Annotated in this window: 26 protein-coding genes and 2 pseudogenes; 15 read left to right on the top strand and 13 right to left on the bottom strand. The window is 70.3% G+C overall.

The window, feature by feature from the left end:
* The first annotated feature begins 100 nt into the window (after positions 1–100).
* Positions 101–1,222, top strand: coding sequence for an alkene reductase (locus ABD946_RS26050; protein WP_345287574.1), 1,122 nt, complete (start codon positions 101–103; stop codon positions 1,220–1,222).
* A gap of 133 nt (positions 1,223–1,355) precedes the next feature.
* Here the strand turns inward: ABD946_RS26050 and ABD946_RS26045 are convergent, their stop codons facing one another.
* On the bottom strand, positions 1,356–1,898 hold the full coding sequence (locus ABD946_RS26045; RefSeq protein ID WP_345287572.1) for a carboxymuconolactone decarboxylase family protein: 543 nt from the start codon (positions 1,896–1,898) through the stop codon (positions 1,356–1,358).
* Between the two features lie 98 nt (positions 1,899–1,996).
* Positions 1,997–2,314, bottom strand: coding sequence for a thioredoxin (trxA, locus tag ABD946_RS26040; protein WP_345287571.1), 318 nt, complete (start codon positions 2,312–2,314; stop codon positions 1,997–1,999).
* A gap of 204 nt (positions 2,315–2,518) precedes the next feature.
* Between trxA and ykgO the strand changes: the two genes are divergently transcribed.
* Together ykgO and ABD946_RS26030 are read left to right on the top strand one after the other, a co-directional pair.
* A complete protein-coding gene (gene ykgO, locus ABD946_RS26035; RefSeq protein WP_345278794.1) occupies positions 2,519–2,641 on the top strand; it encodes a type B 50S ribosomal protein L36 in 123 nt (40 codons plus the stop codon).
* Positions 2,642–2,841: 200 nt separating this feature from the next.
* The gene (locus ABD946_RS26030; RefSeq protein ID WP_345287569.1) at positions 2,842–3,417 is read left to right on the top strand and encodes a DM13 domain-containing protein; all 576 of its coding nucleotides are present in this window, start codon (positions 2,842–2,844) and stop codon (positions 3,415–3,417) included.
* 164 nt (positions 3,418–3,581) lie between these two features.
* Here ABD946_RS26030 and ABD946_RS26025 read toward each other — a convergent pair whose 3' ends face one another.
* From ABD946_RS26025 to ABD946_RS26010, 4 genes are all read right to left on the bottom strand, one after another.
* The gene (locus ABD946_RS26025; RefSeq protein WP_345287567.1) at positions 3,582–5,087 is read right to left on the bottom strand and encodes a peptidogalycan biosysnthesis protein; all 1,506 of its coding nucleotides are present in this window, start codon (positions 5,085–5,087) and stop codon (positions 3,582–3,584) included.
* A gap of 70 nt (positions 5,088–5,157) precedes the next feature.
* Positions 5,158–5,409, bottom strand: a complete 252-nt coding sequence (locus ABD946_RS26020; RefSeq protein ID WP_345287565.1) for a hypothetical protein — start codon at positions 5,407–5,409, stop codon at positions 5,158–5,160.
* A 276-nt stretch (positions 5,410–5,685) separates the two neighbouring features.
* Entirely contained in the window at positions 5,686–6,429 is a 744-nt protein-coding gene (locus ABD946_RS26015) for a TIGR02391 family protein (RefSeq protein ID WP_345287563.1), read from the bottom strand.
* Positions 6,430–6,464: 35 nt separating this feature from the next.
* Positions 6,465–6,803 (bottom strand): metalloregulator ArsR/SmtB family transcription factor, encoded by a 339-nt coding sequence (locus ABD946_RS26010; protein WP_345287562.1) that lies wholly within the window; start codon positions 6,801–6,803, stop codon positions 6,465–6,467.
* Positions 6,804–6,917: 114 nt separating this feature from the next.
* On the opposite strand from ABD946_RS26010, the gene ABD946_RS26005 reads away from it, so the two are divergent.
* Positions 6,918–7,979, top strand: coding sequence for a permease (locus ABD946_RS26005; RefSeq protein WP_345287560.1), 1,062 nt, complete (start codon positions 6,918–6,920; stop codon positions 7,977–7,979).
* A gap of 91 nt (positions 7,980–8,070) precedes the next feature.
* On the opposite strand, the gene ABD946_RS26000 is transcribed toward ABD946_RS26005, so the two are convergent.
* Positions 8,071–8,436: an ArsR/SmtB family transcription factor gene (locus ABD946_RS26000; protein WP_345287559.1), complete on the bottom strand. Its 366-nt coding sequence runs from the start codon at positions 8,434–8,436 to the stop codon at positions 8,071–8,073.
* A 117-nt stretch (positions 8,437–8,553) separates the two neighbouring features.
* On the opposite strand from ABD946_RS26000, the gene ABD946_RS25995 reads away from it, so the two are divergent.
* The 4 genes and pseudogenes from ABD946_RS25995 to ABD946_RS25980 form a co-directional block, all read left to right on the top strand.
* Complete coding sequence (locus ABD946_RS25995) at positions 8,554–8,724, top strand: hypothetical protein (RefSeq protein ID WP_345287557.1); 171 nt, start codon at positions 8,554–8,556, stop codon at positions 8,722–8,724.
* Between the two features lie 44 nt (positions 8,725–8,768).
* A complete protein-coding gene (locus tag ABD946_RS25990; RefSeq protein WP_345287556.1) occupies positions 8,769–9,992 on the top strand; it encodes a pyridoxal phosphate-dependent aminotransferase in 1,224 nt (407 codons plus the stop codon).
* A 248-nt stretch (positions 9,993–10,240) separates the two neighbouring features.
* Positions 10,241–10,990, top strand: a complete 750-nt coding sequence (locus ABD946_RS25985; RefSeq protein WP_345287555.1) for an HNH endonuclease — start codon at positions 10,241–10,243, stop codon at positions 10,988–10,990.
* 252 nt (positions 10,991–11,242) lie between these two features.
* Positions 11,243–11,778 (top strand): annotated as a pseudogene (locus ABD946_RS25980) (IS5 family transposase); the annotation flags it as partial.
* A 501-nt stretch (positions 11,779–12,279) separates the two neighbouring features.
* Here the strand turns inward: ABD946_RS25980 and ABD946_RS25975 are convergent.
* Together ABD946_RS25975 and ABD946_RS25970 are read right to left on the bottom strand one after the other, a co-directional pair.
* Positions 12,280–12,810 (bottom strand): GNAT family N-acetyltransferase, encoded by a 531-nt coding sequence (locus ABD946_RS25975; RefSeq protein ID WP_345287554.1) that lies wholly within the window; start codon positions 12,808–12,810, stop codon positions 12,280–12,282.
* Positions 12,807–14,027, bottom strand: coding sequence for an NsdA family TPR-like regulatory protein (locus ABD946_RS25970; RefSeq protein ID WP_486334083.1), 1,221 nt, complete (start codon positions 14,025–14,027; stop codon positions 12,807–12,809). The genes ABD946_RS25975 and ABD946_RS25970 overlap by 4 nt, the downstream gene beginning before the upstream one ends.
* Positions 14,028–14,356: 329 nt before the next feature.
* Here ABD946_RS25970 and ABD946_RS25965 point away from each other — a divergent pair, with 329 nt between their 5' ends.
* From ABD946_RS25965 to ABD946_RS25935, 7 genes are all read left to right on the top strand, one after another.
* Positions 14,357–14,767, top strand: coding sequence for an ATP-binding protein (locus ABD946_RS25965; RefSeq protein WP_345287550.1), 411 nt, complete (start codon positions 14,357–14,359; stop codon positions 14,765–14,767).
* The gene (locus ABD946_RS25960) at positions 14,764–14,952 is read left to right on the top strand and encodes a hypothetical protein (protein WP_345287548.1); all 189 of its coding nucleotides are present in this window, start codon (positions 14,764–14,766) and stop codon (positions 14,950–14,952) included. Before ABD946_RS25965 ends, ABD946_RS25960 begins: the two co-directional genes overlap by 4 nt.
* Positions 14,953–14,973: 21 nt before the next feature.
* Positions 14,974–16,116 (top strand): cyclophane-forming radical SAM peptide maturase AmcB, encoded by a 1,143-nt coding sequence (gene amcB, locus ABD946_RS25955; RefSeq protein ID WP_345287547.1) that lies wholly within the window; start codon positions 14,974–14,976, stop codon positions 16,114–16,116.
* Positions 16,113–16,283, top strand: coding sequence for a multiple cyclophane-containing RiPP AmcA (gene amcA, locus ABD946_RS25950; protein ID WP_345287546.1), 171 nt, complete (start codon positions 16,113–16,115; stop codon positions 16,281–16,283). The genes amcB and amcA overlap by 4 nt, the downstream gene beginning before the upstream one ends.
* A 74-nt stretch (positions 16,284–16,357) precedes the next feature.
* Positions 16,358–17,044 (top strand): pentapeptide repeat-containing protein, encoded by a 687-nt coding sequence (locus ABD946_RS25945; RefSeq protein ID WP_345287545.1) that lies wholly within the window; start codon positions 16,358–16,360, stop codon positions 17,042–17,044.
* A gap of 22 nt (positions 17,045–17,066) precedes the next feature.
* Positions 17,067–17,783, top strand: coding sequence for a hypothetical protein (locus ABD946_RS25940; protein ID WP_345287543.1), 717 nt, complete (start codon positions 17,067–17,069; stop codon positions 17,781–17,783).
* Positions 17,784–17,900: 117 nt separating this feature from the next.
* Positions 17,901–18,263: a protein NO VEIN domain-containing protein gene (locus ABD946_RS25935; RefSeq protein ID WP_345287541.1), complete on the top strand. Its 363-nt coding sequence runs from the start codon at positions 17,901–17,903 to the stop codon at positions 18,261–18,263.
* Positions 18,264–18,585: 322 nt separating this feature from the next.
* On the opposite strand, the gene ABD946_RS25930 is transcribed toward ABD946_RS25935, so the two are convergent.
* The 4 genes and pseudogenes from ABD946_RS25930 to ABD946_RS25915 all read right to left on the bottom strand — a co-directional run bounded on the left by ABD946_RS25930 (position 18,586) and on the right by ABD946_RS25915 (position 24,947).
* Positions 18,586–19,170 (bottom strand): hypothetical protein, encoded by a 585-nt coding sequence (locus ABD946_RS25930; protein ID WP_345287539.1) that lies wholly within the window; start codon positions 19,168–19,170, stop codon positions 18,586–18,588.
* A gap of 4 nt (positions 19,171–19,174) precedes the next feature.
* Positions 19,175–20,011, bottom strand: a pseudogene (locus ABD946_RS25925) (IS5 family transposase).
* A gap of 103 nt (positions 20,012–20,114) precedes the next feature.
* Positions 20,115–21,809 (bottom strand): ISAzo13 family transposase, encoded by a 1,695-nt coding sequence (locus ABD946_RS25920; protein WP_345287632.1) that lies wholly within the window; start codon positions 21,807–21,809, stop codon positions 20,115–20,117.
* Between the two features lie 207 nt (positions 21,810–22,016).
* Positions 22,017–24,947 (bottom strand): AfsR/SARP family transcriptional regulator, encoded by a 2,931-nt coding sequence (locus ABD946_RS25915; RefSeq protein ID WP_345287537.1) that lies wholly within the window; start codon positions 24,945–24,947, stop codon positions 22,017–22,019.
* Positions 24,948–25,025 lie beyond the last annotated feature (78 nt).

Raw genomic sequence — 25,025 nt, 5'->3', positions numbered from 1 at the left:
GCCGTCAAGGCGTTGACACCGCCGTCGGCGCGGACCTAGCGTGACGGCCCTCTAGGACACTCGTCCTACGATCCTGGTGCAGCCACGCTGGAGCCCCCGCATGCCCGTTGACCTGTTCTCCCCCTTCGACCTGGCCGGTCTGGCCCTCGCCAACCGGATGGTGATGGCGCCGATGACCCGCAACCGCGCCGGCTCCGACGGGGCCGTGCCGCCGCTGATGGCCGAGCACTACCGCCAGCGCGCCACCGCGGGCCTGATCGTCGCCGAGTCCACCACCATCTCGCCCCAGGCCGTCGGCTACCCATTCAGCCCCGGCCTGCACGGCGAGGCTCACGTGCCGGGCTGGCGGCGCCTGACGGACGCGGTCCACGCCGAGGGCGGGCGGATCTTCGTCCAGCTGCAGCACTGCGGCCGCGTCTCCCACCCGAGCCTGCTGGACGGGGCGACCCCGGCAGCCCCCTCCGCGATCCGGCCCGCGGGCCAGGCCGTCACCTACACCGGCCCGCAGGACTTCGTCACCCCCAGAGCCCTGGAGGCGGGCGAACTACCAGGCATCGCCGCACAGTTCGCCGACGCGGCCCAACTCGCCAAGGAGGCGGGCTTCGACGGCATCGAGGTCCACGCCGGCAACGGCTACCTGATCGACCAGTTCCTGCGCGACGGCACCAACCACCGCGACGACGCCTACGGCGGCAGTGCGGCAGGCCGCATGCGCCTGCTGAACGAGGTCCTCGACGCCGTCGGCGCCCACTGGCCCGCCGCGCGGGTGGGCGTGCGCCTGACGCCGGAGAACAGCTTCAACTCCATGGCCGACTCCGACCCGCAGGCCCACTTCGCGTACTTCCTCACCCAGTTGAGCCCGCGCGGCCTGGCCTACGCCCACGTCCTGGAGGGCGACATGTCGACCAAGGTCACGACCGTCGACTACCGCGCCCTGCGCGAGGCCTTCACCGGCACCTACATCGCCAACAACGGCTACGACCTCCCGCGCGCCCAGCACGCGCTGAACTCCGGGAACGCCGACCTCATCGCCTTCGGCACCCCGTTCATCGCCAACCCCGACCTGGTCCGCCGCTACCGCGACGGCCTGCCGCTGGCCCAGGCCGATCCCGCCACCTTCTACGGCGGCGGCGCCACCGGCTACACCGACCACCCCCTCCACCCGGGCGACGAGAACGCGGCTCCCGGGCCGGCCGCACGGGCTGTGCCGTCGGCGCTCTGACCCGCCCTGCGGGAGTCCGCCGCGCGGCGGCCGGGGCCGGGCATGCCGCGGCCCGCGCGCCGGGGAGGTGGCACGCGGGCGTCGGGCAAGTCCTCCGGTAGCGGGCGGGGATCCCGCTGAGGTGGTGTCAGGGTCAGCTGTCGGCGCGCACCACCGGCCAGTCGATGGCCACGTCGGCGGCCTTGTTGAGGTAGTTGGTGAAGACGTTCAGCGCCACGTGGGCGATCACCTCGGCAACCTCACCATCCGTCAGTCCGGCCTCCTTGGCGGCCTTGACGTCGGTGTCGGCGACACCGCCCTGGGTGCGCAGCACCGCGGTCGCGAAGGTGAGCGCGGCCTGGGCCTTGGTCTCGCCGGAGCGGCCGGCCCGTGCCTCGGTGGCCTCGTCGCCGTCGATCTTGGCGATGTTGGTGGCGATGTAGGTGTGGGCGGAGAGGCAGTAGTCGCAGCCGTTCTCCTGAGCGGTGAGCAGGGCGATCCGCTCGCCGATCGCCGCACCGAGGGAGCCGCCGCCGAGCGCGCCGGAGAAGCCGAGGTAGGCCTTGAGGACGGCGGGGCTGTTGACCATGGCCTTGGTCATGTTCGGAGTGACGCCCAGCGCCTTCTGGACGCCGGCCAGCAGCTCGGCGGCCTCGCCGGTGGCGGTCTCGGGCTGGATCAGGGGCAGACGGGACATGGCAGTGCCTTCCTCAACAGTCTTGCTCGGGTGGATGGTTGGTGCGGTGGCGGGCTTGCGGAAGCGGAAGAAGGAGCGGCGGGGCGCGGTGCCGCTGCTCACAGGTGGGGCTCCAGTTCGCCCATCAGGGCCTGGGCGGGCATGGCGCCGAGGAGCTCGTGGACGACCTCGCCGCCCTTGAAGAGCTTCATCGCGGGGATCGCCCGGATGTCGAACCGCTTCGCGAGGTCGGGGTTCTCGTCCACGTTGACCTTGACCACGGTGAGGCGGTCGCCATGCTCGGCGGCGATCCTCTCCAGGACCGGGCTGACCTGGCGGCAGGGCCCGCACGACTGGGCCCAGAAGTCCACCAGGACCGGCTTGTCGCTGCTCAGGACCTGCTCGGCGAAGGTGTCGCCGGTGACGTCGATGGCCATCTGGAGCTCCTCTCACACTCAGTTCTAACGCTTACAGGATCATTCAACCGTTAGGTCTGCTGGAGTGATTCCCGGCCCGCGAGAATTTCTCCAAGGTTTTCCGGAGCGATTCACTCCGTCTCTCCGGTGGAATGAACCGCTCCCGGCCCGTGTTTGCGCCCCGTGGCCGGACAGGCCGGCCACGGAACCCCAGGAGGGATTCGCATGAAGGTTCGCAATTCACTGCGATCGCTGAAGAACAAGCCCGGCGCCCAGATCGTGCGCCGCCGGGGCAAGGTCTACGTCATCAACCGCAAGGACCCGCGTTCCAAGGGCCGCCAGGGCTGAGCCGCTTCCGACGATTGACGACCGTACAGCCGGTCGGAGGGGCCGCAGAGGGGCGCCCGGGAAATGTGTCAGGTCATTCCCGGGCGCCCCGCACCAGGCATTGGCGTCAGAATTCCGTAATGACTCAACCCCTGGCGGAAGGCACACCATGGGTGTTTAGTCGTGGCCGTCAGCCTGATTTCTCGTTCCCGGAGTCCGTGATGCGACGATGCATTTCAAAGCCTGCCCTGGCCGCCGTATCACTCGTACTCCTGGCCGTCGTCACAGCCGGCCTGATCGCCTTCCAACCGTGGAAGGCCTTCACCAGCACCACCGTCGACGAGGCCCCGCCCACCGCAGTGGCGGCACCCGCCACCGCTGCACCCACCGCCGCGACACCCTCAGCCAGCGGAGCTGTTATCGCCTCGCCGTCCGCTCCCCGCGCCACGCCGACGGACCTCGGCCGGGGAAGCTTCGTCTCGGGCGAGCACACCACCACCGGCCAGGCCCGCCTCGTCCGCCTCGCCGACGGCAGCACCGTCCTGCGCCTGGAGAACCTCGCCACCTCCGAGGGCCCCGACGTCCGCGTCTACCTCTCCACCCGGCCCGCCGCCGAGTCCAAGATCGACACCCTCGGCCCCGACGCCGTCGAACTCGGCCGCCTCAAAGGCAACCAGGGCAACCAGAACTACACCGTCCCCGCCGACACCGACCTCGCCCGGTTCCACAGCGCCGTCATCTGGTGCAAGCGATTCTCGGTCGGATTCGGCGCCGCCGACCTCACCCGGCCCCTATGACTGGACCGCCGGAATGCCGACGTGTGCCGGCGCCATGTGACTGGGCATCCGCAGACGGCTGGCCCTGGGTGCCCCAAAGGCGCAGTCCAGCGTGGTGACGGGGTTGACGAACAACTGTAGGCCCGGTACTCGGAAGTACCGGGCCTACCAATTCAGTTGGGGCGTCAGCCGCAGCAGCCGCCTTCGGGCTGGAGGGGCGTGATCGGCTCGTAGGCGACGCCGGCGTTGCCGCCGAGGAGGCGGGAGCGGAGGCGGCCGACGACGGTGGTGGCCTCGTCGACCTCGGCGCCGAGCGCCTTGCGGCGGTCCTCGCCGTAGGCGAGGTGCCAGGCGGAGACCTGGGGGCGCAGGGCCGGGTCGGCGGCCAGGACGGCGGAGCGGATGGTGACGGGGCGGAAGCCGCGCAGGCGCTTGGCCGCGTCCACGCCCGGGCCGCCGACGACGGTGTGAGCGCCCTCGGTGAAGGCGTCGCGCAGCGGGAGGTCGAGCACCAACTCGAAGTAGAGGCCGCTGCGTTCGCCGAGCTGGGCGTAGTCGAAGCCGGCCCACTTCACGAAGACGCGACGGCCTTCGCGGATGGTGACCGAGGAGGCGACCAGGACGTCGTCCTGGAAGGCGAGGTAGCCACGGACGTCGGTGCCGCCCTCGACCATCGAGGCGAGCAGGGCGCGGATGTGGGAGGCGTCCTCGCCGCCGCCGTACTTCTGCCGGTTGAAGGTGGTGAGTTCGGCGATCCGGTCGATGTGCGGGGTCAGGGCGGCGCCGTCGAGGCGCTCGATCCGGGCACCCGCGGCGACGGCGCGGTCGTGGTCCTCCTTGATGCGGCGGCGCTTGCGGGCCGGCAGCGAGGCGATGAACGCGTCGTAGCTGTCGTGCTGAAGCTGGAAGTGGTTGTCCTCGCCGTGGAAGGCCAGGTCACCGCCGTAGGCCTGGAGGGCGAGCGCGAGGACCTCGCTCTGCGGGCCGTCCGGCAGCCACGGGGCGATGATCGTCCGCACACCGGACTCGATCGCGGCAGGGACGATCCGGTCGACGAGGTCAGCCAGCAGCAGCGGGTCCTCGACGTTGGAGACGGCCTCGCTGCGGTAGCCGAGCGGGGAGCCGAGCAGCAGGGCGGGGAAGAACGGCTCGGTGCCGAGCTCCTCGATCTGGCCAACCGTGTCGGTGCAGCAGGAGGTGACGCTGCAGCAGGCCACGTCTCCGCTCTTGGGCTGCCAGCCGAGGTAGGTGCGCGGGTCGGCGTCCACCAGCGGGTCGGCGTCGAAGACGAACCCGGGCAGGAAGGCGGCCTCGTCCTCGCGCAGGGCCACCGAGTGCCACGGCTTGGCCTCGGCGAGCGCGGCCTCGGTGGCGGCCAGCCAGTTGCGCTGGAGGTAGGGGGTGGGGTCGGCGGAGACCGGGACGCTGCCGCCGAGGGCGGTGAGCGCGGCGTCCAGGGACAGGCCGGTCTGCACGGCGGCCGCGTCCTCGGCGGGCTCCTCGCTGCCGCAGCAGCTCACGGCGACCGGCTCCGGGGCGCCGCAGCACGAGTCGGCGACCGGCTCGGCCGGGCCGCAGCACGACTCCTCGACGGGCTCGGCCGGACCGCAGCAGCCGGAGGCCGGCTCGGTCTCCAGCACCGTGAGCGCGACGGGCGCCTCGGCCTCGGTGCTGCAGCAGGTGGTGGTCATCGTCTACTCCTCGGTGCGGGTGATCTGTTGATGCTTCGTCAGAGGGGTGGTGCTGCGGCGTTTTCGGGGATCAGTCCCAGCCCGCGCCGTTGGTGGAGGGGTTCGGAGTGGCGGTGGGAGCAGCGGCCGGGATGACGGCGATCGGCGCGTCCCAGCCCGCGCCGTTGCCGGCGAGGGCCACCGGCTTGGGGGCGTCCCAGCCGGCGCCGTTTCCGGCGACGGAGGTACGGGCGGCGGAGTCGAGACCGGAGAGAGCCGCGAGGCCGAGGCCCGCGCCGAGGGCGACGGCGGCAAGACGCAGCGAGGTACGCGAAACAGACATGGCTCTCCCCAAAACGATGTACTGGTGATTTCGGCGGCCAGGTGACGAAGTCTGCCTTCGCCCCGGCGTTCTCGGCGTCTCGTCGCCGTTCCGTTGGTATAAGTCTGCCGAGGCACCCGGGGCCCGGGGAAGGTATGACCTCTGGCATGAACCGCGCCCGGCAACCTCCTGCCTGATCTCCCCCAGGAGCCGGCATCCGGGGCCCGCGCACACGTGCGGCCCCTCGCCAAGGGGCAAGGGGCCGGTGAGCTGGTACTTCGTCAGGTCGCTTGCCGGTCAGGCGCTCTCCACCGTGGCGACGGCGACCCATCGGGCCAGGACGCTGATCGTGGCCAGCTGTTCGAGGGCCTCGTGCTCCGGGAGTTCGGGCAGGGCGTCCTCGTGGCTGTTGGGGTTGCGGATCCCGGCGAAGCAGGCCTCCGCCAGGGCCATCGCGCCGCGCTGGCGACTGCGGAAGGTATCACCGCCGTCGTCCGCCTGCAGCCGCAGGCGGGGCTGGCCGGGCTTGGGCGCGTCCGTGGAGAACGCCTGCTTGAAGAGGTTCGTCTCGCTGACGTCGCGCCGGCCGAGCTTGTTCTGCGCCTCGGCGTTGACCTTGCGGGCCGCCGCGGTGACCGCCTCGCGAAAGTGGCCGCTGGCCCACAGGGAGTGGGCGCCCTCCCAGGCCCAGGGGTGGAAGGTGCCGGCGCTCAGCTGCGGGGCGTTGTCGCCGAGCTTCTCGCGCACCTCCGCGTCGCGCTGGAGCGCGGCGTCCGCCCGCTGGGCGGCCTCGCGGTGCTGGCACCACCGGTTGGTGGTCCTGTTCCGCGCGTTGGGCACTGTGGTGCGCCAGTCCGGCAGGACCCGCTCCAGGATCTGCTCGACCACGTGGGCGCTGGCGACGATGTCGGCGAGCGAACCGCGGTTGGACAGCTGGCTGGAGATGATCGAGACACCGGGTGGGTCCGGTCTGCGGTACAGGTCGGTCAGCTGCAGGAAGTTCGCGAGCTCGGCCCGAGCCCAGGGGATGTCGATGCCCATCGGTCCATCATCGCCCGCACCCCCGACAGCGGTCGTCAGATCGCGCTCGGGTCCAGGGCCTGGCACAGCACGCTGAGGCTGTTCGGCGCGATCCGGTAGTAGGTCTGCCGGCCACGGCGCTCGCGGTTCAGGAAGCCCGCCTCGTACAGGACCTTCAGGTGGTGGGAGACGGTCGGCTGGCTGAGCCCGAGCGGCTCGGTGAGGTCGCAGGTGCAAGCCTCGCCCTCCGGCTGACTGCGGATCAGGCCGAGCAGCCGCAGCCGGGCCGGATCGGCGACCACCTTGAGGGCGGCGGCCAGGTCAGCGGCGGCCTCCGGAGGGAGGGGGCCGGCCAGGACGGGGGAGCAGCAGAGCTCGGAGACAGGAGTCGACATGCCCGACCCAACGATGACCGTCGATGGATTGTTCCCCAAATCCATTGACAGTTATCTATGGGTCCGACAAGCTTCAACCCATCGACAGCCGTCAATGAGTTGGAGCTCACCACGATGGACACCGTCCTTCACATCCTCTGGCAGACGTTGCAGGACGTCCTGCGCACCATCGACCACAACTGGCCCTTCCTGCTGATCAGTGTGGTCTTCGCCTCGGCGATCCCGGTCTACGTCGGCGCCGACAAGATCTCCTCCTGGCTGCGCCGCAAGACCTGGCTCGCCATCCTCGGCGCGGTGGTGCTGGCCACTGTCACCCCGTTCTGCTCGTGCGGAACCACTGCGGTGGTGCTCGGCGCACTCGCCTCCCACGTCCCCTGGGCGCCGGTCGTCACCTTCATGGTGGCCTCCCCGCTGACCAGCCCCGAGGAGTACGTCCTCTCCACCGGCCTGTTCGGCTTCAACTTCGCCACCACCTTCTTCGTCGCCGCCACCCTGCTCGGCTTCATCGCCGGCTTCGTCACCTGGCTGGTCGAGAAGACCGGCTGGCTGGACGGCCAGGCCCGGATGGCCCAGGCGCCCGTCTCCTGCTGCGGCCCCGCGACCGACGAGACCGAGGGCGGCAGCGCCTCCGAGGGTGGGGCCAGTGGCGGCAGCACCGGCGGCATTGCCCCGACCGGCGGTGGCCGGGCCCGCGCCGCGCTGCTGGAGCGGCCCAAGACCATCCAGCCCGCTCCTGCTCCGGTCGAGACCAGCTGGGTCAAGCGCTACAAGCTGGACGAGTTCGGCCGCGAGCTGTGGACGACCTCCCGCCGCCTGGCCCTGTACTTCCTCGGCTTCGCCACCATCGGCTACCTGATCATCAACTCGATCCCCACCCGCTACCTCACCGAGTACCTCGGCGGCGGTCACTGGTACTCCGTCCCGCTCGCCGCGCTGATCGGCATCCCGGTCTACCTGAACTCGGACGGCTCACTGCCCCTGGTCGCCACCCTCCTCAAGGGCGGCATGGGCCCCGGCCCGGCCCTGGCCTTCCTGATGACCGGTGCCGGCACCAGCATCGGCGCCATCAGCGGCATGCTCCTCATCGCCCGCGCCCGCGTCGTCTTCCTGGTCGTCGGCATCCTCTTCACCGGCGCCGTCATCCTCGGCTACACCGCACCGCTCTGGCTCAGCTGAACCTCGCGGTAACCACGAGCACCACGCATTGACGGCAACGGCCCGCCCCCAGCTCCAGGGGGCGGGCCGCAGCCATGTCCGGCGGGCTTCCTCAGCCGCCCTGCTTCACCAGGCCCGTCACGGCAAGGCAGTCCAGCGCCGCGCCCAGGCGCTCCGGCACGGCCCGGTAGTAGACCTCGTTGGCCCGCCGCTCCGAGGCCAGCACGCCGGCCTCGCGCAGCTTGCGCAGATGATGGCTGACGGTCGGGCCGGAGACGTCGAACTCCGCAGCGATGTCCCCCATGCACAGCTCCCCGGCAGGGCAGCACGCCACGATGCTCGCGATCCGCAGGCGGATCGGATCCGAGAGCACCTTGAACACCGCCGCCAGGTCCACGGCCTGATCCGGCGTCATCACGACGGAACAGTCGCACGGCAGGCAGGACACCGGATTGGTGGCGGGCAGCGGCTCGATCATGTGCCCCAATCTGACGGATGCGGCCCCCGCGCGTCCAGATCCCACCAATCCATTGACAGTCATCGATGGATTGGGGGACACTTAACCCATCGACAGCCATCAATGAAAGAGGTCGACATGACCGCCGTTCTCCGCAACCTCCAGCGCACCGTCGCCAACGTCGTCCGCGGCCGCGGCGCCGTCGAGTTCTGCGACTCCTGCTCCACCGTCAACGACGCCGTCATCCGCTCCGACGCCCGCCGCGCCGACATGCAGGTCCTGCACGCCAAGTACGGCGTCCGCCAGTAACCCGCACGCGCCCTGCAGAACCCCACACCACCGACGAGGGACCGATGACCACCCCCAGCACCGCGATCCGCCTGGCCCACCGCGTCGCCCAGGTCCCGCCGTCCGCCACCGCCGCGCTCGACGCCCACGCCAAGGCCCTGCTCGCCGACGGCGTGGACGTCATCAACCTCACCAGCGGCGAACCCGCCTTCCCCACCGTGACCCCGGCCGCCGAAGCCGGCGCCACCGCGATCGCCGAGGACTTCACCCGATACACCCCGGCCGCCGGAACTCCTGAGCTGCGGACCGCTGTCGCCGGCCATCTCAACCGCCACGGCACCGGCTACACGGCCGCGGACATCGTGGTCGCCGCCGGCGCCAAGCAGGCCCTCGCCCACACGTTCACCGCCCTGCTGGAGCCCGGCGACGAGGTCCTGGTCCCCGCACCGTACTGGGTCAGCTACCCGCACCTGATCACCCTCGCCGGCGGCGTGCCCGTCACCGTCCAGCCGGGCGAGGACCTGAAGGTGACCCCCGATCAGCTCCGGGCAGCAATCACCCCGCGCACCCGCGTCCTCCTGCTGAACAGCCCGGCCAACCCCTCCGGCATCGTCTACAGTCGGGCCGAACTCGCCGCCCTGGCCGAGGTCGCCGTCGAGCACGACCTCGTCATCGTCAGCGACGAGATCTGCGACCACTGGGTGTTCGGCGAGCCGGCCTTCACCAGCACCGCCGCCCTCTCCACCGAGATCGCCGGACGGACCGTCACCATCGGCGGGGTCTCCAAGACCTTCGCCATGACCGGCTGGCGGATCGGCTGGCTGGCGGCCACCACCCCGGTCGCGGCAGCGGTCGCGGCCCTGCAGAGCCACACCGCCTCTGCCCCGTCCTCGGTCTCGCAGCGCGCCGCCCTCGGCGCCCTGGCCGCCGACCTGGACGAGGAACTGACCCACCGCCGGAACGAGCTGGATGCCCGCCGGATCACCACCATCGAGGCCATCAGCAAGACCTCCGGGCTGACCGTGGCCGGAGACCCCACTGGCGCGTTCTTCCTCCTCGCCGACGTTTCCGGCACCTACGGCCTCCGGCACGGCGACCGCACCATCCGCTCGGCCGCCGACTTCGCCGAACTCTTGCTCGCCGAAGCCCGGGTCGCCGTCGTCCCCGGTGCGGACTTCGGAGCTCCTGACCACGTCCGGATCTCCTACACCGTCCCGGCCGACCGCCTGGCCGAAGCCCTCACACGGCTCCGTGGGTTCGCCGACGACCTCACGGCGCCCCGATCGTGACGAGCCGGGCGCTGCATATGGTGCCATCGCAGGCTCAGGCGGTTCGATAGGAATGTCCGCGAGCACGTGGACGGACTCTGGCTCGCCAGCTACTTCGCGCTGGACACCCTGTTCCGGTGGACCCGAGCGGTCGACTGGGCCGTCGTGGCGGCCCTGGCGTCTTCGCCCCCGTGCCCTGGCCTGGGGAATAGCCCTACCCGCCAGCAGGGCAGGAAGCGATGCCAGCACACCGCTCTACCATGACGGTCATGCCCGCCAACCGCCCAGCGATTCCACGAGAATTGGACCGCAAGGTCCGAGTCGAAGCCGGCCACCGGTGCGCCATCCCGCATTGCCGCATGCCCCTCATCGAGATTGCCCACATCCAGCCCTGGGCCAAGGTGAAGTGCCACGAGTTCGAGAACCTGATCGCCCTCTGCCCGACCTGCCACACGCTGTTCGACCGCGGCGATATCGACCGGAAGTCCGTACTCCACTACAAGGCGAGACTGAGCCCGTTCTCCCCATACGCGCTTGCCGAACACCCGGACCACATCGACCTCCTTGTGGCTTACCAGAAGTTCCGGGTATCCATCGCCATGTGGCTCGACGCCGCCCGCGCGTTCACCGTGGCGAAGCAGCAAGGAGCTGGAGCCGACGAAGGCCGGCGGATCTTTCGGGCTGCGGGCGACGCGGCCATGGAAGCCAGCCATGCACGGCTGTACCTCGCGGCGGAATCGCCGCCCCTTGTCGCGAAGGCGGCGGACCAGATCATGAACGCGGCAGTGTGGGGTACCTGCACGACCATGGGCAGGCCCGTCCCCGGCGAGTTCCTGCACCTGAAACCGGCCACTGACGCTCTCCCCGCTTTGTGGGCGAATCTGGAACACGAGGTTCACGAGGTGCTCAACGCCCCGGCGTGGAAGAAGGTCAAGCTCATGCCGCAACGTCCGTACTACGTGGATGAGCTTGACGAAGGTCAGCGGCAAGGGTCCGATAGCAGGTCGCCGAACCGCTGAGGGGTGATGGTGTCGATGTGCAAGGTCAGCCCATCGGTTACGTTCCGTGATAATCGGGGTGAGTGAGGGGCTCTGCCGCCCGCAGGTCGGCAGTGGTGTCCCGCCCAGTTTGGTGTCTGCGAGGAACTGGTGGGGCAGCGATACTTGCAGGGCCGCCGAGTGGCTGAGCAGCGAGGCGGCCGACGACGGCCAGAAGGCCGGCGGACCACTTCATAGCACGGAATCGGCACACATGAGGCCGAGAAAAGCGGAGACGAGCTCGGCTCGCGGGGCCAGCTGGACTGGTCCCGCTGCGCGGTCGACTCAGTGAACATGAGGGCCCTGAAAAGGGGGAACTGACAGGTCCGAATCCTGTCGATCGGGGCAAGTACGGGTCGAAGATTCATCTGCTCACCGAACGTACCGGTTTACCCCTCTCGCTCGCGGTCTCCGGAGCCAACCTGCACGACAGCCAGGCCCTGATACCTCTTGTGGACGCCATCCCGCCGATCCGCTCACGGCGCGGACCGCGGCGCCGCCGTCCCGGCAAACTGCACGGCGACAAGGCCTATGACCACCGATTCATCCGTTCCTACCTGCGACGACGGCAGATCCCAGCCCGCATCGCCCGCCGGGGCGTCGAGTCCTCTCAGCGCCTCGGCCGCCACCGTTGGGTGATCGAGCGCACCGTCGCCTGGCTCGGCGGCTTCCGCCGACTCCACCGCCGCTACGAACGCAAGGCCGACCACTTCGCCGCCTTCGCCAGCATCGCCGCAGCCCTCATCTGCACCCGACGGCTCTCCAAATGAGATGCCTTCTAACTGAGCTACAACGGCCCCGTACTTCGACGGACAACCACGGACGTTCGGAGACTATGTGCGCAGGTCAACGGCAGTCTCGCCCCTGACCAGGTAGGTACCCAGGTTGCTTCGGGACGAAGAGGCCGTGGGTTCGAACCGCGCCACCCCGACCCAGCGTAGAGGGCCCGTCAGAGAAATCTGACGGGCCCTCTGACAAATGTGCTAGCACGCAAGTGCAGCAGCTACTCCAGCTGTTGGCGGGCATCATGGACTAGTGGGCCGGGCGCCCGATCCTCTGGGGCCTCCGGCCCGGGGTGCCGGAGCTCGCGTCGGGGCGCACCGAGCTTCTTGAGCGCGTTGCGCGCCTGATTGGAGGGGACTGAGTCGAGATTTCCATGGTTACCGCCTTGCGGGGGGCGGGGCTTGACGAGCCACGCGACGCTGCGGGCGATTCAATGTCAGGCGGGTGGTGGCACCCGCCAAGTGCCTTATGGCCGCACCGTCCACCCGTCAGCTCCGTGCCCGGATCATCGCGGTGAGTCGTGGCGACTCGGGTGAGGGCTGCTGGCTGTTGAACGGCTGGTAGCCCCAACTCTCGTACAGCTCCTGGACCTTGCCGTCTCCGGCCAGCGGGTTGACCATCAGGGTGACGCGGTCCTCGGTGCGGGCGGCCAGTAGGTCGTCGTGGATGCGGCGTGCGGTTCCGGTGCCGCGCCAAGGCGTGCGGACGCCGATCTCCTTGATGACCATTACCGGGGTGTCGGTGTAGCCGTCGGGCAGGGGCTCGGCCATGCGCTTCCAGTAGCGGTCGCCGGCCTCGACGGTGTTGCCGTAGGCGTACCCGATCGGCTCCTGGTCGTCGTAGCCGAGGACGAGTTCGAAGCCGGGCTCGGTGGCGTGGCGGTCGAGGCGTTCGGCGAACGCCTCGACGCGGTAGTTCGCCAGGTGCAGCAGCGGTGCCCGTACGTCCGCGTACACCTCCAGCAGGTCGCGCCGAACCTCCGGGCTCAGGTCGAGGTGGTGGCGCAGTTCGACGGTCACGCGGTGGTCCTCCAGATGTCGCGGGCGTACTGAGCCCAGGTCAGGTCGGGGGTGCCGTCGGCGGCCAGGGCGTGAAGTTTGGTGCCGAAGGCGGTCAGCATGCCGGCGACCCGAGGATGAGTGGAGACCTCGACGGGCACCGACATGGCGGTGGCGACGGCGGGCTCGAAGTCGCCTTGGCCGAGCTGGGCGTGGGCGAGGCGGACCGTGGTGATCGCGTGGGAGCGTTGCATGGTGCCGCGGCGGAGGGCGAGGCAGCGGTGGGCGTGGGCTTCGGCGTTCTCCCAGCTCCCGGCGGCCAAGTGGGCGGCGAGGGCGAGGGAGTCGAGTTCGGCCTGGTCGTAGAACGCGGTGATCCACACCGGCCGGGACGCTCCGGCATCAGCGCGCTCCAAAGCGTCCTGCGCGTGGCCGAGCAGGCGGTGGACGGCGTTGGTGTCGCCGGTGAGGCCATGGATGGCCGCGTGGCGGGCGTGTCCGAGGGAGGCGAACATGGGGTCGCGGCGGGCGATCGGTAGGCCGCGGGCGACGTCGTTGGCGGCAAGGGCGTCGCCGGGGCGACCCAGGTGGCGGAAGAGGCTGCCGGCGTGCGACCAGATTCGGAACTGGATGGTGGAGTCGCCGGACATGGCGGCGATGGACGCGGCTTTCTGATGGTGCTTCAGGGCTGCTTCGAAGCGGCGGCCGTCGATCGCGGCCCACATGGCGGACGACATGAAGGAGGCCGCGCAGGCGTACAGGGCCGCGCGGATGCGCTGGGACGCGGTGCCGTGCTCCTGGAGGGCGAGGGCTTCGTCGGCGAGTTGTACGGCCCTGGTCTCGATGGTGACCCGGCCGCCGTGGCGGTGGTCGCTGGCGATGACCTCGGCGAAGCGCGCTTGCAGCCGCTGGATGTCGGCGGTGCCGATCCGGTGTGGTGCGGCACTGGCCGGGGCGTGGGTGAGGATGGCGGCGGCGGTCCCGCCGGTGGCCGTTATGAAGTCGCGTCGCCTCACGTCTGCCTCCGGTGTGGTGCGGGCCCGGCCTGTGGGGAGGAAGCCGAGCTGTTCAGGCGTGCAGTCGAATACTGCACTGAGTGCTACCCGGATCTTCCCTGGGGGCCATCGAGTGGCACCGGTCAGCCAGTTGTGGACTGTTCGCTCGGATACGGTGCCCAGCTTCCCGGTGAGCAGCTTGATTTTGGCGTTCACTTCGCGCGCCAACTCGGTCTTCGTCATGCGGCGTTCAGTCATCCTGCTGCGGAGAGCGGCATTGACCACCATGCGGTCAACGTAGCCGCACTGTCGCCTGATGTGCAGGGCCTCAGGTAATGGGATCGTCAAGTCTTCCGGTTGGTAGCGGCCTACGGATGATGAACTTTGCCTCACAGTCGTGGAGTTGGGGGTTGTTCACTGGATGTGCGCCGTCGGTCACCCCCTCGGTGGCGGCCTCTCCTTCTGACCTCACCTCTGGAGTTCGCCATGCCCTTCTCCTTCAGCTGTTCCGGACGAGTCCCGGTGCCTGAGCAGGTCCGCCGGGGCGGGTCGGCGTGAGGGGAGCGGTCACCGTGCTGGAGCTCCCGGTGGCACCCGCCTGGGTGAGCGCAGGTCTGCCCTACGAGCCGCGCTCGGCGTCGCTGGCCCGGCAGCTGGTACGGGTGACGCTGACCTGCTGGGGCGTGGACGGCCTGGTCGACGACGCACTGCTGGTGGTCTCGGAGTTGGTCGGCAACGCCGTGAAGACCGGCTGCCAGCTGGAGATGACGGTTCGTGTCATCCGTCTGACGGCAGCCTCGGTGCGGGTCTCGGTGACGGATGGCTGCCGTGCTCTGCCGGTGCGGATCGAGGCGGACGACGGCGAGGAGTCCGGCCGCGGCGTCGACCTCGTCCACATGCTCACCCAAGGCCGGTGGGGTGTCGTGCCGGAGGCGTTCGGCAAGACCGTCCACGCTGACCTGTGGGTCGGGAGGAACCCATGACGGGCACGTACCGGGGCCGGGCGCAAGACCCGGTCGCCACGGTGCTGCAGGTGGTCTGGATGACCGGCCATCTCATCGCCCTCGGCCTGCTCGGCGCGGTGGCCGACCATCAGCTCACCAGAGCCCCGTTGCCCGAGACCTTGGCCTCGCCGCCCGATGCCGAACCACCGACACCGTACGTCTGACGCTGCGAAGGAGCCCGCACGATGCAGACCCTGGCCCGCTACCGGCGCCGCATCGCCCGCCGTCCGGAGGCGTACGTCGTACAGCCGGACGGCTTCTGCAACCTCAACTGCACCTACTGCTACCTGCCCGACCGCAACCGCCGTACGCCGATGCCGGTCGAGGTCGCCGAGGCCATCGCCCGCTCGGTCGCCGAGATCGCCGACACCGCCTCGCCGAAGCCGGTCGAGATCATCTGGCACGCCGGTGAGCCGCTGGCGATCGGCCGACGGCGCTTCGCCGAGCTGCTGGCCCCTTTCGAGCCGCTGCGGCAGGCCGGACTGGTCGAGCACTCGGTGCAGACCAACGCCGTCCTGCTCAACCCCGCGTGGTGCGGGTTCCTGACCGAGTACGGGTTCCGGGTCGGGGTGAGCATCGACGGGCCGTCAGCCCTCAATCAGCAGCGCGTCGACTGGGCCGGGAGGCCGGCGTTCGACCGGATCATGAAGGGGATCAGCTGCCTGCGCGAGCACGAGGTGCGGTTCGCGGTGATCGCGGTCGTCAGCGCGGAGAGCGTAGGCGATCCCGAGGGTCTGCTGGACTTCATGGCGGGCCTCGGCTGCCACAGCGTCGGCCTGAACATGGAGGAGACGGAGGGCGTCAACACCGACCGCGCGGTGCCCACCGTCGAACAGGCCCGCGAGTTCTGGCGCCGCACCATCGCCTGGTCGCGGAAGCACAAGGAACTGACAGTCCGTGAGGTCGACCGCCTCGGCGGCTACCTGCGAGCCGCCCGCTCCGGTGTCCCCGCGGCTTGGGACGAGCTGCTGATCGACCCCATACCTACCGTCTCCTCCGCCGGAGACGTCGTCCTGCTCTCGCCCGAGCTCGCCGGGATCAAAGACCCGGCCTACGAGGACTTCCGGGCCGGCAACGTCATGGAGCTGAGCATCGGCTCCATGTTGGACCGCGCGCACGAACTGCGGTACGTGCGTGAGTTCCTGACCGGTCTGGACGAGTGCGAGGCCACCTGCGAGTTCTTCGGCTTCTGCCGAGGAGCGCAGGCCGGCAATCGCTACTTCGAGAACGGCCGTCTGGACACCACCGAGACGAACTACTGCCGAGTGTCCAGGCAGGCCCTCATCACAGCCCTGTCCGATACCGTCCGAGAGGAACAAGCCGCATGAACCTGCTCGAGCTGCTCGCCACCACCGACGCCCCGGTGATCGCCGACCTCACCACCGGCACCCTGAGCGGCCCCGCGGTCGCCAAGTTCGACAACCGGCCGACCTGGGACAACCCCACCCCCCAGTTCGACAACCGGCCGACCTGGGACAACAAGAACGGCAAGTAGCGCCACCTGCACCACCCGGGCCCGCACCCAGCGGTGCGGGCCCGGCCCCGAACCGAGAGAGCGGAGCCAAGACAGTGGACAGCACCTTCGGCCGCGTCACCGTGACCCTGCCCAGCCTGAACGAGCCCGGCCTCTACCTGTCCAACGTCCAAACGCTCGACTCCGCACAGGGCATCGTCCAGGACTTCCAGTACGGCGACGCCGATCTGCGGGACCTGGACCTCACCGACATCAGCCTCCTCACCGGCCGCGTCACCGGGATGCGGGCAGACCGCGTCCAGCTCCACAAGGTCCGCCTCAGCTCGGTCGAGTTCGACTCCTGCGACCTCGGCTCCGCCCGCATCAGCGACGCCAAGCTCTCTCGCGTCGTCTTCCGCAACTGCAAGATCATGGGCGCCCAGCTCAGCGGTGTGACCCTGGACAACGTGCTGTTCGAGAACTGCAAGCTCGACTACAGCACCTTCGAGCAGGTCCGGGCCACCGGCCCGCTGGCCTTCTCCAAGTGCATCCTGACCGAGGCTGCGTTCACTGGCAGCGACCTCAGCCGAGCCGTCCTCGACGCCTGCACCCTGCGGCTGACTGACTTCGGCCGGGGCAAGTACCAGGACCTCGACCTGCGCGGCAGCGATCTGAGCACCGTCCGCGGGGCCGCCCACCTCGGCAAGGTCATCATCGACCGAGCCCAGCAGGCCGAACTTGCCGACGCCCTGATCGCGGAGCTGGACGTGACCTTCGCAGACACCCTCGACGACCGCCGGTGAGACCACCCGGGAGGAGCCCGGAATGAACCTCGCCATCGCCTACATCAACCCCGCCGCCCTCATCGAACGGTGCGAGACCACTGGCGTCCGCGTAGCCAGCGGCGAACCGGAGTACGAAGACGGGGCCGTCCTGCCGGAAGGGCCGTGGTGGCCCCTGACCCCCGAGCTGGCCGGGATCCTCAAGCCGACCGCCCGCACCGCCGACAGCACACTGGTGGAGCTGGTCAGGCTCCCCGACGGTCCGCCGCCATCCAGCTTGGCGGCCCTCTCCGACCCGCTAGGGGACCCGGATGCCGTCCACCTCGGCCAGGCCGCCAGCCCCGCCAAGGCCCTCACCACCACCCCCAACTACCAAGACGGGCGCTGTATCGGCCTGCACATCGACAACTGGGACAAGCTCGACCACCAGGCCAAGCACACCGGCCGCCGACGCCTGTGCATCAACCTCGGCCCCGGCACCCGCTACCTCCTGCTCGGCGACACCGACATCCAGACGATCTGTCGCACCGTCCACAACGACCCGGTCAACCGTTACCCGCACACCGACGACCTGCGCACCTACATCGCCAGCGGCCATCAGCTCAGCGTCTACCGCCTCCGCCTGGAACCTGGGGAGGGATACATCGCCCCGACGGAACTCCTGCCCCACGACGGTTCCACCGAGGGGCAGCCGCAGCCGTCCACTGCCACGTTCTGGCTCGGTCACTGGCCACGTGGAGTGCTGCCGTCCGTAGTCTGAGCGACCGTCACTGGTCGAAGGGCGGGCCTTGCAGCACGGGTCGGGCCGGGGAATCGGTGGCCAGTTGACGGACCGTTCGGAGAGCGGAGGATTATGGGCAACAAGGAGACCGAGCGCATGGCCATCGAGCACGTCATCGCGCTGGAGCGGGCTGCCGGCCGGGAGGCGGTCGATGTCAGCACGAGGGGCTATCGGTACGACATCGACAGCCCGCCTCGCAAGATCGAGGTCAAGGCGTTCGGAGGGTCTGCGCGGAGTGCCTCGTTGCCGCTGGAGGCAAGCCAGCTGGCGGAGGCGGAGGAAGACCCGGAGAACTTCTACCTCTACGTGGTGGACAACGTCGGCCGGGCGGACGCCGTGATGGGGGTGCGGGTTCTTCACGGCGAGCCGCTCCGAGCCGTGCTCGAACGTGCGAGGCCGTCGACGACCTATTGGTCGAGCTTCCGGGCGGCTGAGTACGACGCGGCAGAGCGGTTGTAGGAGGAGCGCGGAACAGCGACCGCGGCGGTCGTCCATGACTGCCGGCGGAACGGACGCCCGTGGACTGCGACGAGGCAGACGGCCCTTTCCGCACCCCGGGTCCCGTCCTTTACCGTGCGGGCGACCCCGTCGACAGCACCGAGAGCCTACGGCGGAGGGTCTGGCTGTGCCAAAGCCGCCGCGTCGTGGCCGTGTCCGGGCAGTGGCGAGCGGGGCTGATCGGTGTGAACGTGCACGGGCGAGCAGGCACCGCAGGGCGAGCCCGTCTGGGTGCACGCGGCACGGCGCCCCGGGCTGGAGTAGGTCCGGGGCGTCGCGTCTTTCAGTGCCTGGCCGTGGGTGCTGGCGCGTCGGCGAACTCCTCGAGGGTGTGCTCGTAGTGGCTGCCGAAGGCGACCTGGGTGATGGCGGCGAGGGGGAACTTCGTGGGGCGGGGGTGCCAGCGGGCGTCGGGGTCGATCTGGTGGAGGCGGAGGGTCTTGCGGGTGAGGCGGGCGACGGTGCCGATCCAGGCGATGTCGGGGGCCTCGTGTTCGAGGTGGACGGTGAGGAGGGTGTGGTGGCGGGCGGCGCTGGTGAGGAGGCCGGGGAGGTCGTCGAAGGTGACCGGTGATGGTGGGGGTGGCCACTGGCCGCGGCGGCGGAGGGCACGGATCGTCAGGGAGTCCTCGTCGCCGTGCTTGCGGATCCGGGCGATGTCGGGGGTGCGGATGGCGGTGAAGCCGTCGAGGCGGACTTCCGGGCACTCGGCGAGGAGGGTCCACTCGGGGTTGGTGCCGAGGACGAAGCCGTCGATGGTGTCGGCGTCGGGGATGGTGCGGTGGACGCGGACCAGGTGGCGGGTGCGGAGGGTGCGGTCGAGCTTCCGTAGGATCGCGGCCGGGGCGGGCCGGCGGGGGTCTGACATCCCGTCATCGTCGCTGGTGGGGGCGGGGCGGGGCGAGCGGGTTTCGGCGGGGTGTGACGGGGTCACGGGAGCCCGGCGGAGTGGGGTGCCAGAGGGATGGGTGTGGACTATTCGGATCGTGGAGGTCGAGGCGTCGTTCCCAGCGGGTGGCGAGGCCCTTGAACTGATGGAGCAGGGCGAACGTCTGCTCGATGACGTAGCGGAGCTTGTCGAGGCCGCGGATGTCGGGCTCACCTCTGCGGGAGATGACGGGCAGGATCCGACGCCTGGTCAGCTCGCGGCGGACGTGCCGGCTGTCGTAACCCTTGTCGCCCAGAGCAGACTTGGGCCGCTTGCGCGGCCTGCCCGGTCGGCCGGTGACAGGTGGGACTCCGTCGATCAGGGCGAGGGTCTGGGTGATGTCGGACGTTCCCGCCGGTCGTGATCACTTTCAACGGTGTGCCGGTGCCGTCGCAGATCAGGTGGTGCTTGCTGCCCGACTTGCCGCGATCGACCGACGACGGGCCAACTCCGGCACCCCCCTCTACGCCCGCACGTGGGAGGCGTCCACGCAGGCCCGCGTTCAGCCGATCCGCCCGGCCGCGTTCAACTCCGCGAGGAGTATCCGGTGAACCTGGTCGAACACCCCCGCTTCGGTCCACCGGCACAGCCGGCGCCAGCAGGTCTGCCCGGAGCCGAAGCCCAACTCCGGCGGCAACTGCTGCCAGGTGATGCCGGTGAACAGCACGAACAGGATGCCCTGCAGACAAAGCCGGTCATCCACCGGCCGAGGCCCCGGGGAACGCTCGGGCCAAACCGGCAGTACCGGCTCGATCAGCGCCCACAGCTCGTCATCGACCATCCACGGTGCACTCACACACCACCAACGGACGAATCGTCACATCGGACACGGCTCGCCAGCCCACCCCCACAAGATCCCGTTACGAGCTCTAAGGGCTTGCAGATCAATAACCCGCTGAGTTGATCTCTGTTTTGGTGTCGTCTTGAAGGTATGCCGCGATGTCAGCTGGTGAGCGGAAGCGGGCGGTTGAGGCGGTTGGCCGGTGCCCGGCTGCTTCCAGGAGAGGCCGGACTTCGCGGATGACCCGGCTGACGGTCATGGTGGTGACGCCGAAGAGCTGCCCGAGGAGGTCCTGGGCAGCGATCTTGCGCTGGTAGAGGACCGTGATCAGGATCCGGTCTGCGGGGGTGAGCTTCTGCTTGGGACCCGCGCCGGGGGCTTGGCTCGGCAAGCCGCCCCGGCGCTCGGTCCGGGACCGCTCGCGCTGGTCCTCCAGGGCTGGGCTGACACTGGCGATTGTGTCGTCGAGCTGTCGGCGGGTCATGCCGGTCAGTTCGGGGTCGCGCAGGAGGTGCTGCGGCAGTCTGGGGACGGCGGGGCCGGGGAAGGCGCCCGCGGTGCTGCTGGCGCGGATCGCCGTGTGTGCCGGCAGGGCGGGGTGGAGGGTGTAGTTCCAGTCGCCGTGGAAGCGGTGTCGGGTGATCGGCAGGGCGGTGAGTTCCTCGTCGCTGATCTGGACGCCGGTGGGGTATTGGCCGGTGTCGAGTTCGGCGTGCACGGTCAGTCCGGTGCGGGTGGTGGTCGCGGCGATGCTCTGGACGATGACTTCGTGGCTGGTCAGTGGTCTGCCGCGCCAGCTCATGGTGATGTGGGAGAACAACCGGTGCTCGATCCGGTTCCACTTGGAGGTTCCGGGCGGCAGGTGGCACACCGTGACGGCCAGCCCGGTCTCGGCGGCCAGGGCGGCCAGGTGGGTCTTCCAGCCGCGGGTGCGGTAGCCGTTGGAGCCGCCTGCGTCGGCGGTGATCAGCAATCGGCTCGCGCTGGGGTAGGCACTGCTGCCGGCGGCGTTCCACCAGCGGCGGATCGAGGCGACGGCGAACTCGGCGGTGTCGTGGTCGGTGCCGACGTTGACCCAGCCGGTGTTCGCGGCCACGTCGTAGATCCCGTACGGCACGGCCCTGCCCAGTGCCTGGGCCGGGAAGTCGTGGCTGTTGACCTTCACCGGCTCATGGCCGGGCCGCCACTGGCGGCCGTTGTTCTTGAACGGCCCGACCAGCTCCTTCTTCTTCGTGTCCACGCTGATCACCGGATCCCCGGCGTCCTGATGGGCCATGGCTTGCTCGTTGAGGTAGCGGAACTGGGCGTCCCGGTCTGGGTGCTGTGTTCCCTCGAGAACCTTGGCGTTGCCCTGAAGGCTGAAGCCCTCCTCGCGGAGGATGTCGCCGACCGTGTCCGCACAGACCTGGACGCCTTGGCGGACGAGTTCCTGGGCGAGATTCCTGGTCGACTTGGTCGTCCAACGAAGCGGTGACATCGGATCCCCTCGTGTGTCGGGCTCGACCAGGGCGAGCAACGCGGTGCGGAGGGCCGGGTTCAGGTCACTGACGCGCTTGCGACCGCCGCCGACCCTCCGGACGCGCCCCAGCGGGGCTTCTCCGGAGTCGAGTTCGCGCACGCCACGGGACACGGTGGCCTCACGGACCCGGGCAGCACGGGCGACCAGCCTGATCCCGCCATGACCGGCTGAACGGGCCTCGGCTCCGAGCAGTAGACGCCGCTGCCGCTCATCGAGGTGAGGCAGGATGGACTCGAACTTCGCTGCCAGCGCTACCAGTTGATCGTCACGTGTCTCCATACCACGCCAACGACCGACGGAGCGGAAAGCCACGGCTTATTGATCTGCAAGCCCTAAGGGCTCGTGGAGGTGCTGTTTCCGCAGGTCATAGGCTTGGTCCTCGAAAGCTTACAAGGCGGATGTCGGCGGCTCGAAACCGTCTGCGCCTACGGTGAAGATGTAGGTCAGGGCCCCTTCGTGCACGGTGCGGAGGGGCCCTGACGCGTGTCAGGCGGCCTCGGCCGTGGTGATGAGGGTGCGGAGTTCGGCGGTGGTCTCGGGGTCGAGGGGGGCCAGGAGGTCGAGGGCGGTGCGCCACTGGGTGAGGGCGTGGGTGGGGTTGCCCTGGTCGCGGAGGACGAGGCCGTAGGCGTGGCGGGCGAGGCCCTCGCCGTAGGGGTCGGCGCGGGTGGTGGTGCGGTCGAGGAGGTCGCGGGCGGCGGTGGCGGCCTCGTCGAGGTGGTGGAGGCGGTGGAGGGCGTCGACCAGGCCGAGGCGGGTCTGGCGTTCGGTGGTCCAGGGGGCGGAGGCGGAGGGGATGGCGAGGGCTTCGCGGAAGTGCTGGAGGGCTTCGGCGGGTTCGTCGAGGCGGAGGTGGGCGCAGCCGATGTTGCAGAGGCCGGCCATCTGGACGCCGGGGGTGCCGGAGCGGCGGCCCGCTTCGATGCTGCGGCTGTGGTGGCGGATGGCGAGGCGGGGGTCGGTCTTCTCGGCGACGTTGCCGAGGCCGCTCAGGGCGAGGGCCTCGTTGTGGGTGTCGCCGCGTTCGACGGCCAGGGCGAGGGCCTCTTCGAGGGCGGTGACGGCTTCCCGGTCGCGGCCGAGGGCTTGGAGGAGCATGCCGCGGTTGTTCAGGTTGAGCTGTTCGCGGACCACGTCGCCGAGCTCTCGCCAGAGCGGGACGGCCTGGTCGATGAGGTCGAGGGCGTCGGCGAAGCGGCCGGCGTCGAAGTGGGAGCCGGCCAGGTCACCGAGGGCGTGTGCCTGGGCGAGCAGGTTGCCCTCGCGGCGGGCGACGGTCAGGGCGGTGCGGTTGAGCTGGGAGAGTTCGGCGGTCCGGCCGCGGGCGCGGAGGTAGGGGAGCAGGGCCTGGACCAGGGTGAGCAGGGACGAGGAGTCCCGTTGCTCGCGGTCGGCCTGTTCGACCAGGGGGACCAGGTTGACGCATTCGACGTCGCCCCACAGGAGTGCGGTCTCCTCGTCGGGGGAGCCGTCCCCGCCGGGGAGCCGGCGGTGGTGGTGGAGCTCCGGGGCGAGGGCGAGGGCCGAACGGCCCGCCTCGGCGGCGTACCAGCGGAGTGCGGCGGAGGCCAGTTCGGGGCGGCGTCCGCTCTCCTCGGCCAGTTCGCGGGCGAAGTCGCGGACCAGGTCGTGCGGGGCGAAGCGGTCGAGCCGGATCTCGTCCAGCAGGGCGACGTCCACCAGGCGGTCGAGGGCGGCTGCGGCCTGGGCCCGGCTGGTGCCCAGGGTCCCGGCCAGTTGGGCGGCCGAGTACTCGGGCAGGTTGAGGGAGCCGACCGCGAGCAGGGCGTCGGCCGCGCGCCGGTCGAGCCGGCGCTCGGAGTCGAGCAGGACGCGGTGGGCCAGTGCGAGGGACTGACGGATGCTCAGGTCGTCGAGCTCCAGCTGGTCGAGCCGGTCCTCGTGGTCGGTGAGTTGGGCGACCAGGCTGCGGACGGGCAGCGCGTCGCGGGCGGCGAGGCGGGCGGCGACGATGCGCAGGGCGAGCGGGAGCCGGCCGCAGAGGCCCACCAGGCGGGCCAGGTCGCCCTGCTCGAGGGTCACCACCTCGCGGTCGGCGGAGGTGCGGCCGGAGGCGACGGCCACCAGGGCGACGCTCTCCGCCTCGCTCAGCGGGGCGAGGCGGAGGTGTGCCGCGCCTTCGAGGGTGAGCATCGGCGAGCGGCTGGTCAGCAGGACCGCGCAGTCGGGGCCGGCCGGAAGCAGCGGGCGGACCTGGGCGAGCCCGGCGGCGTCGTCCAGCACCAGCAGGGTCCTGGTGGGGGCGAGGGTGCCGCGCAGCAGGGCGGCGGCGGCCTCCGGGTCGGCGGGGACGGTGCCGGGGTCGACGCCGAGGCCGCCCAGCAGGGCGGTGGCGGCCTGATGGGTGGTCAGCGGTGTCAGGCCGGAGGTCGCGCCGCGCAGGTTGAGGAAGAGCCGGCCGTCGGGGAAGTGCTCGGCCAGCGCGTGGGCGCAGTGCACCGCGAGTGCCGACTTGCCGACCCCGGCCATGCCGCTGACCACCGCGTACCGCGCGCGTCCGGTGTCGCGCAGCAGGGCGTCGCGCAGGGCGGTGAGGGGTTCGGCGCGGCCGACGAAGTGCATTGGCGCGGAGGGGAGTTGGTCGAGGACGGCGCGGGGGGTGGGAGCGGAGGGAGTTGAGGGAGGGGTGGTGGGGCGGGAGGGCCCGGGGGCGGAGGGCTCCTCGCTCAGCACCAGCTGGTGCAGTTCGCGCAGGGCCGGGCCCGGCTCGATGCCGAGCTCCTCGATCAGGGTGCGGCGCAGCCGCTGGTAGACCGCCAGGGCCTTGGCCCGCTGGTCGCTGCGGTGCAGGGCGAGCATCAGCTGTCCGTGGAACGCCTCCCGCAGCGGATGCTCGCCGACCAGGCCGGTCAGTTCGGCCACCACCGCCTGTGGACGGTCCAGCTGGAGCTCGGCCCCGAAGCGCCACTCCAGCATCTGGAGCCGGTCCTCCTCCCACTGCTCGCACTGCGGCTGGAAGTCCGCGGCCAGCTCGGGCAGGTCGAGGAGCGGCGTGCCGCGCCACTGGCCGAGGGCGGTGGCGGTCTCGGCCAGGACCCGTACGGGGTCGTCCGCCGCGTGCGCGGCCCGGGCCCGTCGGACGGCCTCCTCGAACAGCCTGGTGTCCAGCTCCTCGTCAGCGACCCGGAGCAGGTAACCGGCGCGGACGGCCCGCAGCCGCTCGCCCTCCTCGTCGCCCAGGGCCTTGCGCAGCCTGGCGACCAGGTTGCGCAGTGACTGCTCGGCGGTGCTCGGCGCGTTCTCGGCCCAGAGGGCGATCGTCAGCCGGTCCAGGGAGACCGGCTGACCGGCGTTCAGGAGCAGGACCGCCAGCAGGGTACGGGCCTTGAGTCCCCGGACCGGACAGTCCCGGTCCGCGTCCTGGGCGAGCAGACCGCCGAGCAGTCCGAAGCGCATGTTCTAGGGCCCCCGCTAGCTTGATCTGACCTGGTCAGCGACCGGATAACGCCTGTTCTGACGGGATGTTATCTCCCG

It is taken from the genome of Kitasatospora albolonga, from assembly GCF_039535905.1.
Taxonomy (GTDB): Bacteria; Actinomycetota; Actinomycetes; order Streptomycetales; family Streptomycetaceae; genus Kitasatospora; species Kitasatospora albolonga.
The sequence above is the reverse complement of the archived record's forward strand: the minus strand, read 5'-3'. Positions and strand labels throughout refer to the sequence as shown.

Bases quoted from the DNA above. Each gene is read 5' to 3' on its own strand.
- ABD946_RS25935 (WP_345287541.1), top strand. From the start codon at position 17,901: ATGGCCATCGAGCACGTCATCGCGCTGGAGCGGGCTGCCGGCCGGGAG.
- ABD946_RS25985 (WP_345287555.1), top strand. From the start codon at position 10,241: ATGCCCGCCAACCGCCCAGCGATTCCACGAGAATTGGACCGCAAGGTC.
- ABD946_RS25930 (WP_345287539.1), bottom strand. From the start codon at position 19,170: ATGTCAGACCCCCGCCGGCCCGCCCCGGCCGCGATCCTACGGAAGCTC.
- ABD946_RS26045 (WP_345287572.1), bottom strand. From the start codon at position 1,898: ATGTCCCGTCTGCCCCTGATCCAGCCCGAGACCGCCACCGGCGAGGCC.
- ABD946_RS26030 (WP_345287569.1), top strand. From the start codon at position 2,842: ATGCGACGATGCATTTCAAAGCCTGCCCTGGCCGCCGTATCACTCGTA.
- ABD946_RS26020 (WP_345287565.1), bottom strand. From the start codon at position 5,409: ATGTCTGTTTCGCGTACCTCGCTGCGTCTTGCCGCCGTCGCCCTCGGC.
- ykgO (WP_345278794.1), top strand. From the start codon at position 2,519: ATGAAGGTTCGCAATTCACTGCGATCGCTGAAGAACAAGCCCGGCGCC.
- ABD946_RS25915 (WP_345287537.1), bottom strand. From the start codon at position 24,947: ATGCGCTTCGGACTGCTCGGCGGTCTGCTCGCCCAGGACGCGGACCGG.
- ABD946_RS26005 (WP_345287560.1), top strand. From the start codon at position 6,918: ATGGACACCGTCCTTCACATCCTCTGGCAGACGTTGCAGGACGTCCTG.
- ABD946_RS25995 (WP_345287557.1), top strand. From the start codon at position 8,554: ATGACCGCCGTTCTCCGCAACCTCCAGCGCACCGTCGCCAACGTCGTC.
- amcB (WP_345287547.1), top strand. From the start codon at position 14,974: ATGCAGACCCTGGCCCGCTACCGGCGCCGCATCGCCCGCCGTCCGGAG.
- ABD946_RS25940 (WP_345287543.1), top strand. From the start codon at position 17,067: ATGAACCTCGCCATCGCCTACATCAACCCCGCCGCCCTCATCGAACGG.
- ABD946_RS25990 (WP_345287556.1), top strand. From the start codon at position 8,769: ATGACCACCCCCAGCACCGCGATCCGCCTGGCCCACCGCGTCGCCCAG.
- ABD946_RS26010 (WP_345287562.1), bottom strand. From the start codon at position 6,803: ATGTCGACTCCTGTCTCCGAGCTCTGCTGCTCCCCCGTCCTGGCCGGC.
- ABD946_RS26050 (WP_345287574.1), top strand. From the start codon at position 101: ATGCCCGTTGACCTGTTCTCCCCCTTCGACCTGGCCGGTCTGGCCCTC.
- ABD946_RS26000 (WP_345287559.1), bottom strand. From the start codon at position 8,436: ATGATCGAGCCGCTGCCCGCCACCAATCCGGTGTCCTGCCTGCCGTGC.
- amcA (WP_345287546.1), top strand. From the start codon at position 16,113: ATGAACCTGCTCGAGCTGCTCGCCACCACCGACGCCCCGGTGATCGCC.
- trxA (WP_345287571.1), bottom strand. From the start codon at position 2,314: ATGGCCATCGACGTCACCGGCGACACCTTCGCCGAGCAGGTCCTGAGC.
- ABD946_RS26025 (WP_345287567.1), bottom strand. From the start codon at position 5,087: ATGACCACCACCTGCTGCAGCACCGAGGCCGAGGCGCCCGTCGCGCTC.
- ABD946_RS25920 (WP_345287632.1), bottom strand. From the start codon at position 21,809: ATGGAGACACGTGACGATCAACTGGTAGCGCTGGCAGCGAAGTTCGAG.
- ABD946_RS26015 (WP_345287563.1), bottom strand. From the start codon at position 6,429: ATGGGCATCGACATCCCCTGGGCTCGGGCCGAGCTCGCGAACTTCCTG.
- ABD946_RS25960 (WP_345287548.1), top strand. From the start codon at position 14,764: ATGACGGGCACGTACCGGGGCCGGGCGCAAGACCCGGTCGCCACGGTG.
- ABD946_RS25970 (WP_486334083.1), bottom strand. From the start codon at position 14,027: ATGACGAAGACCGAGTTGGCGCGCGAAGTGAACGCCAAAATCAAGCTG.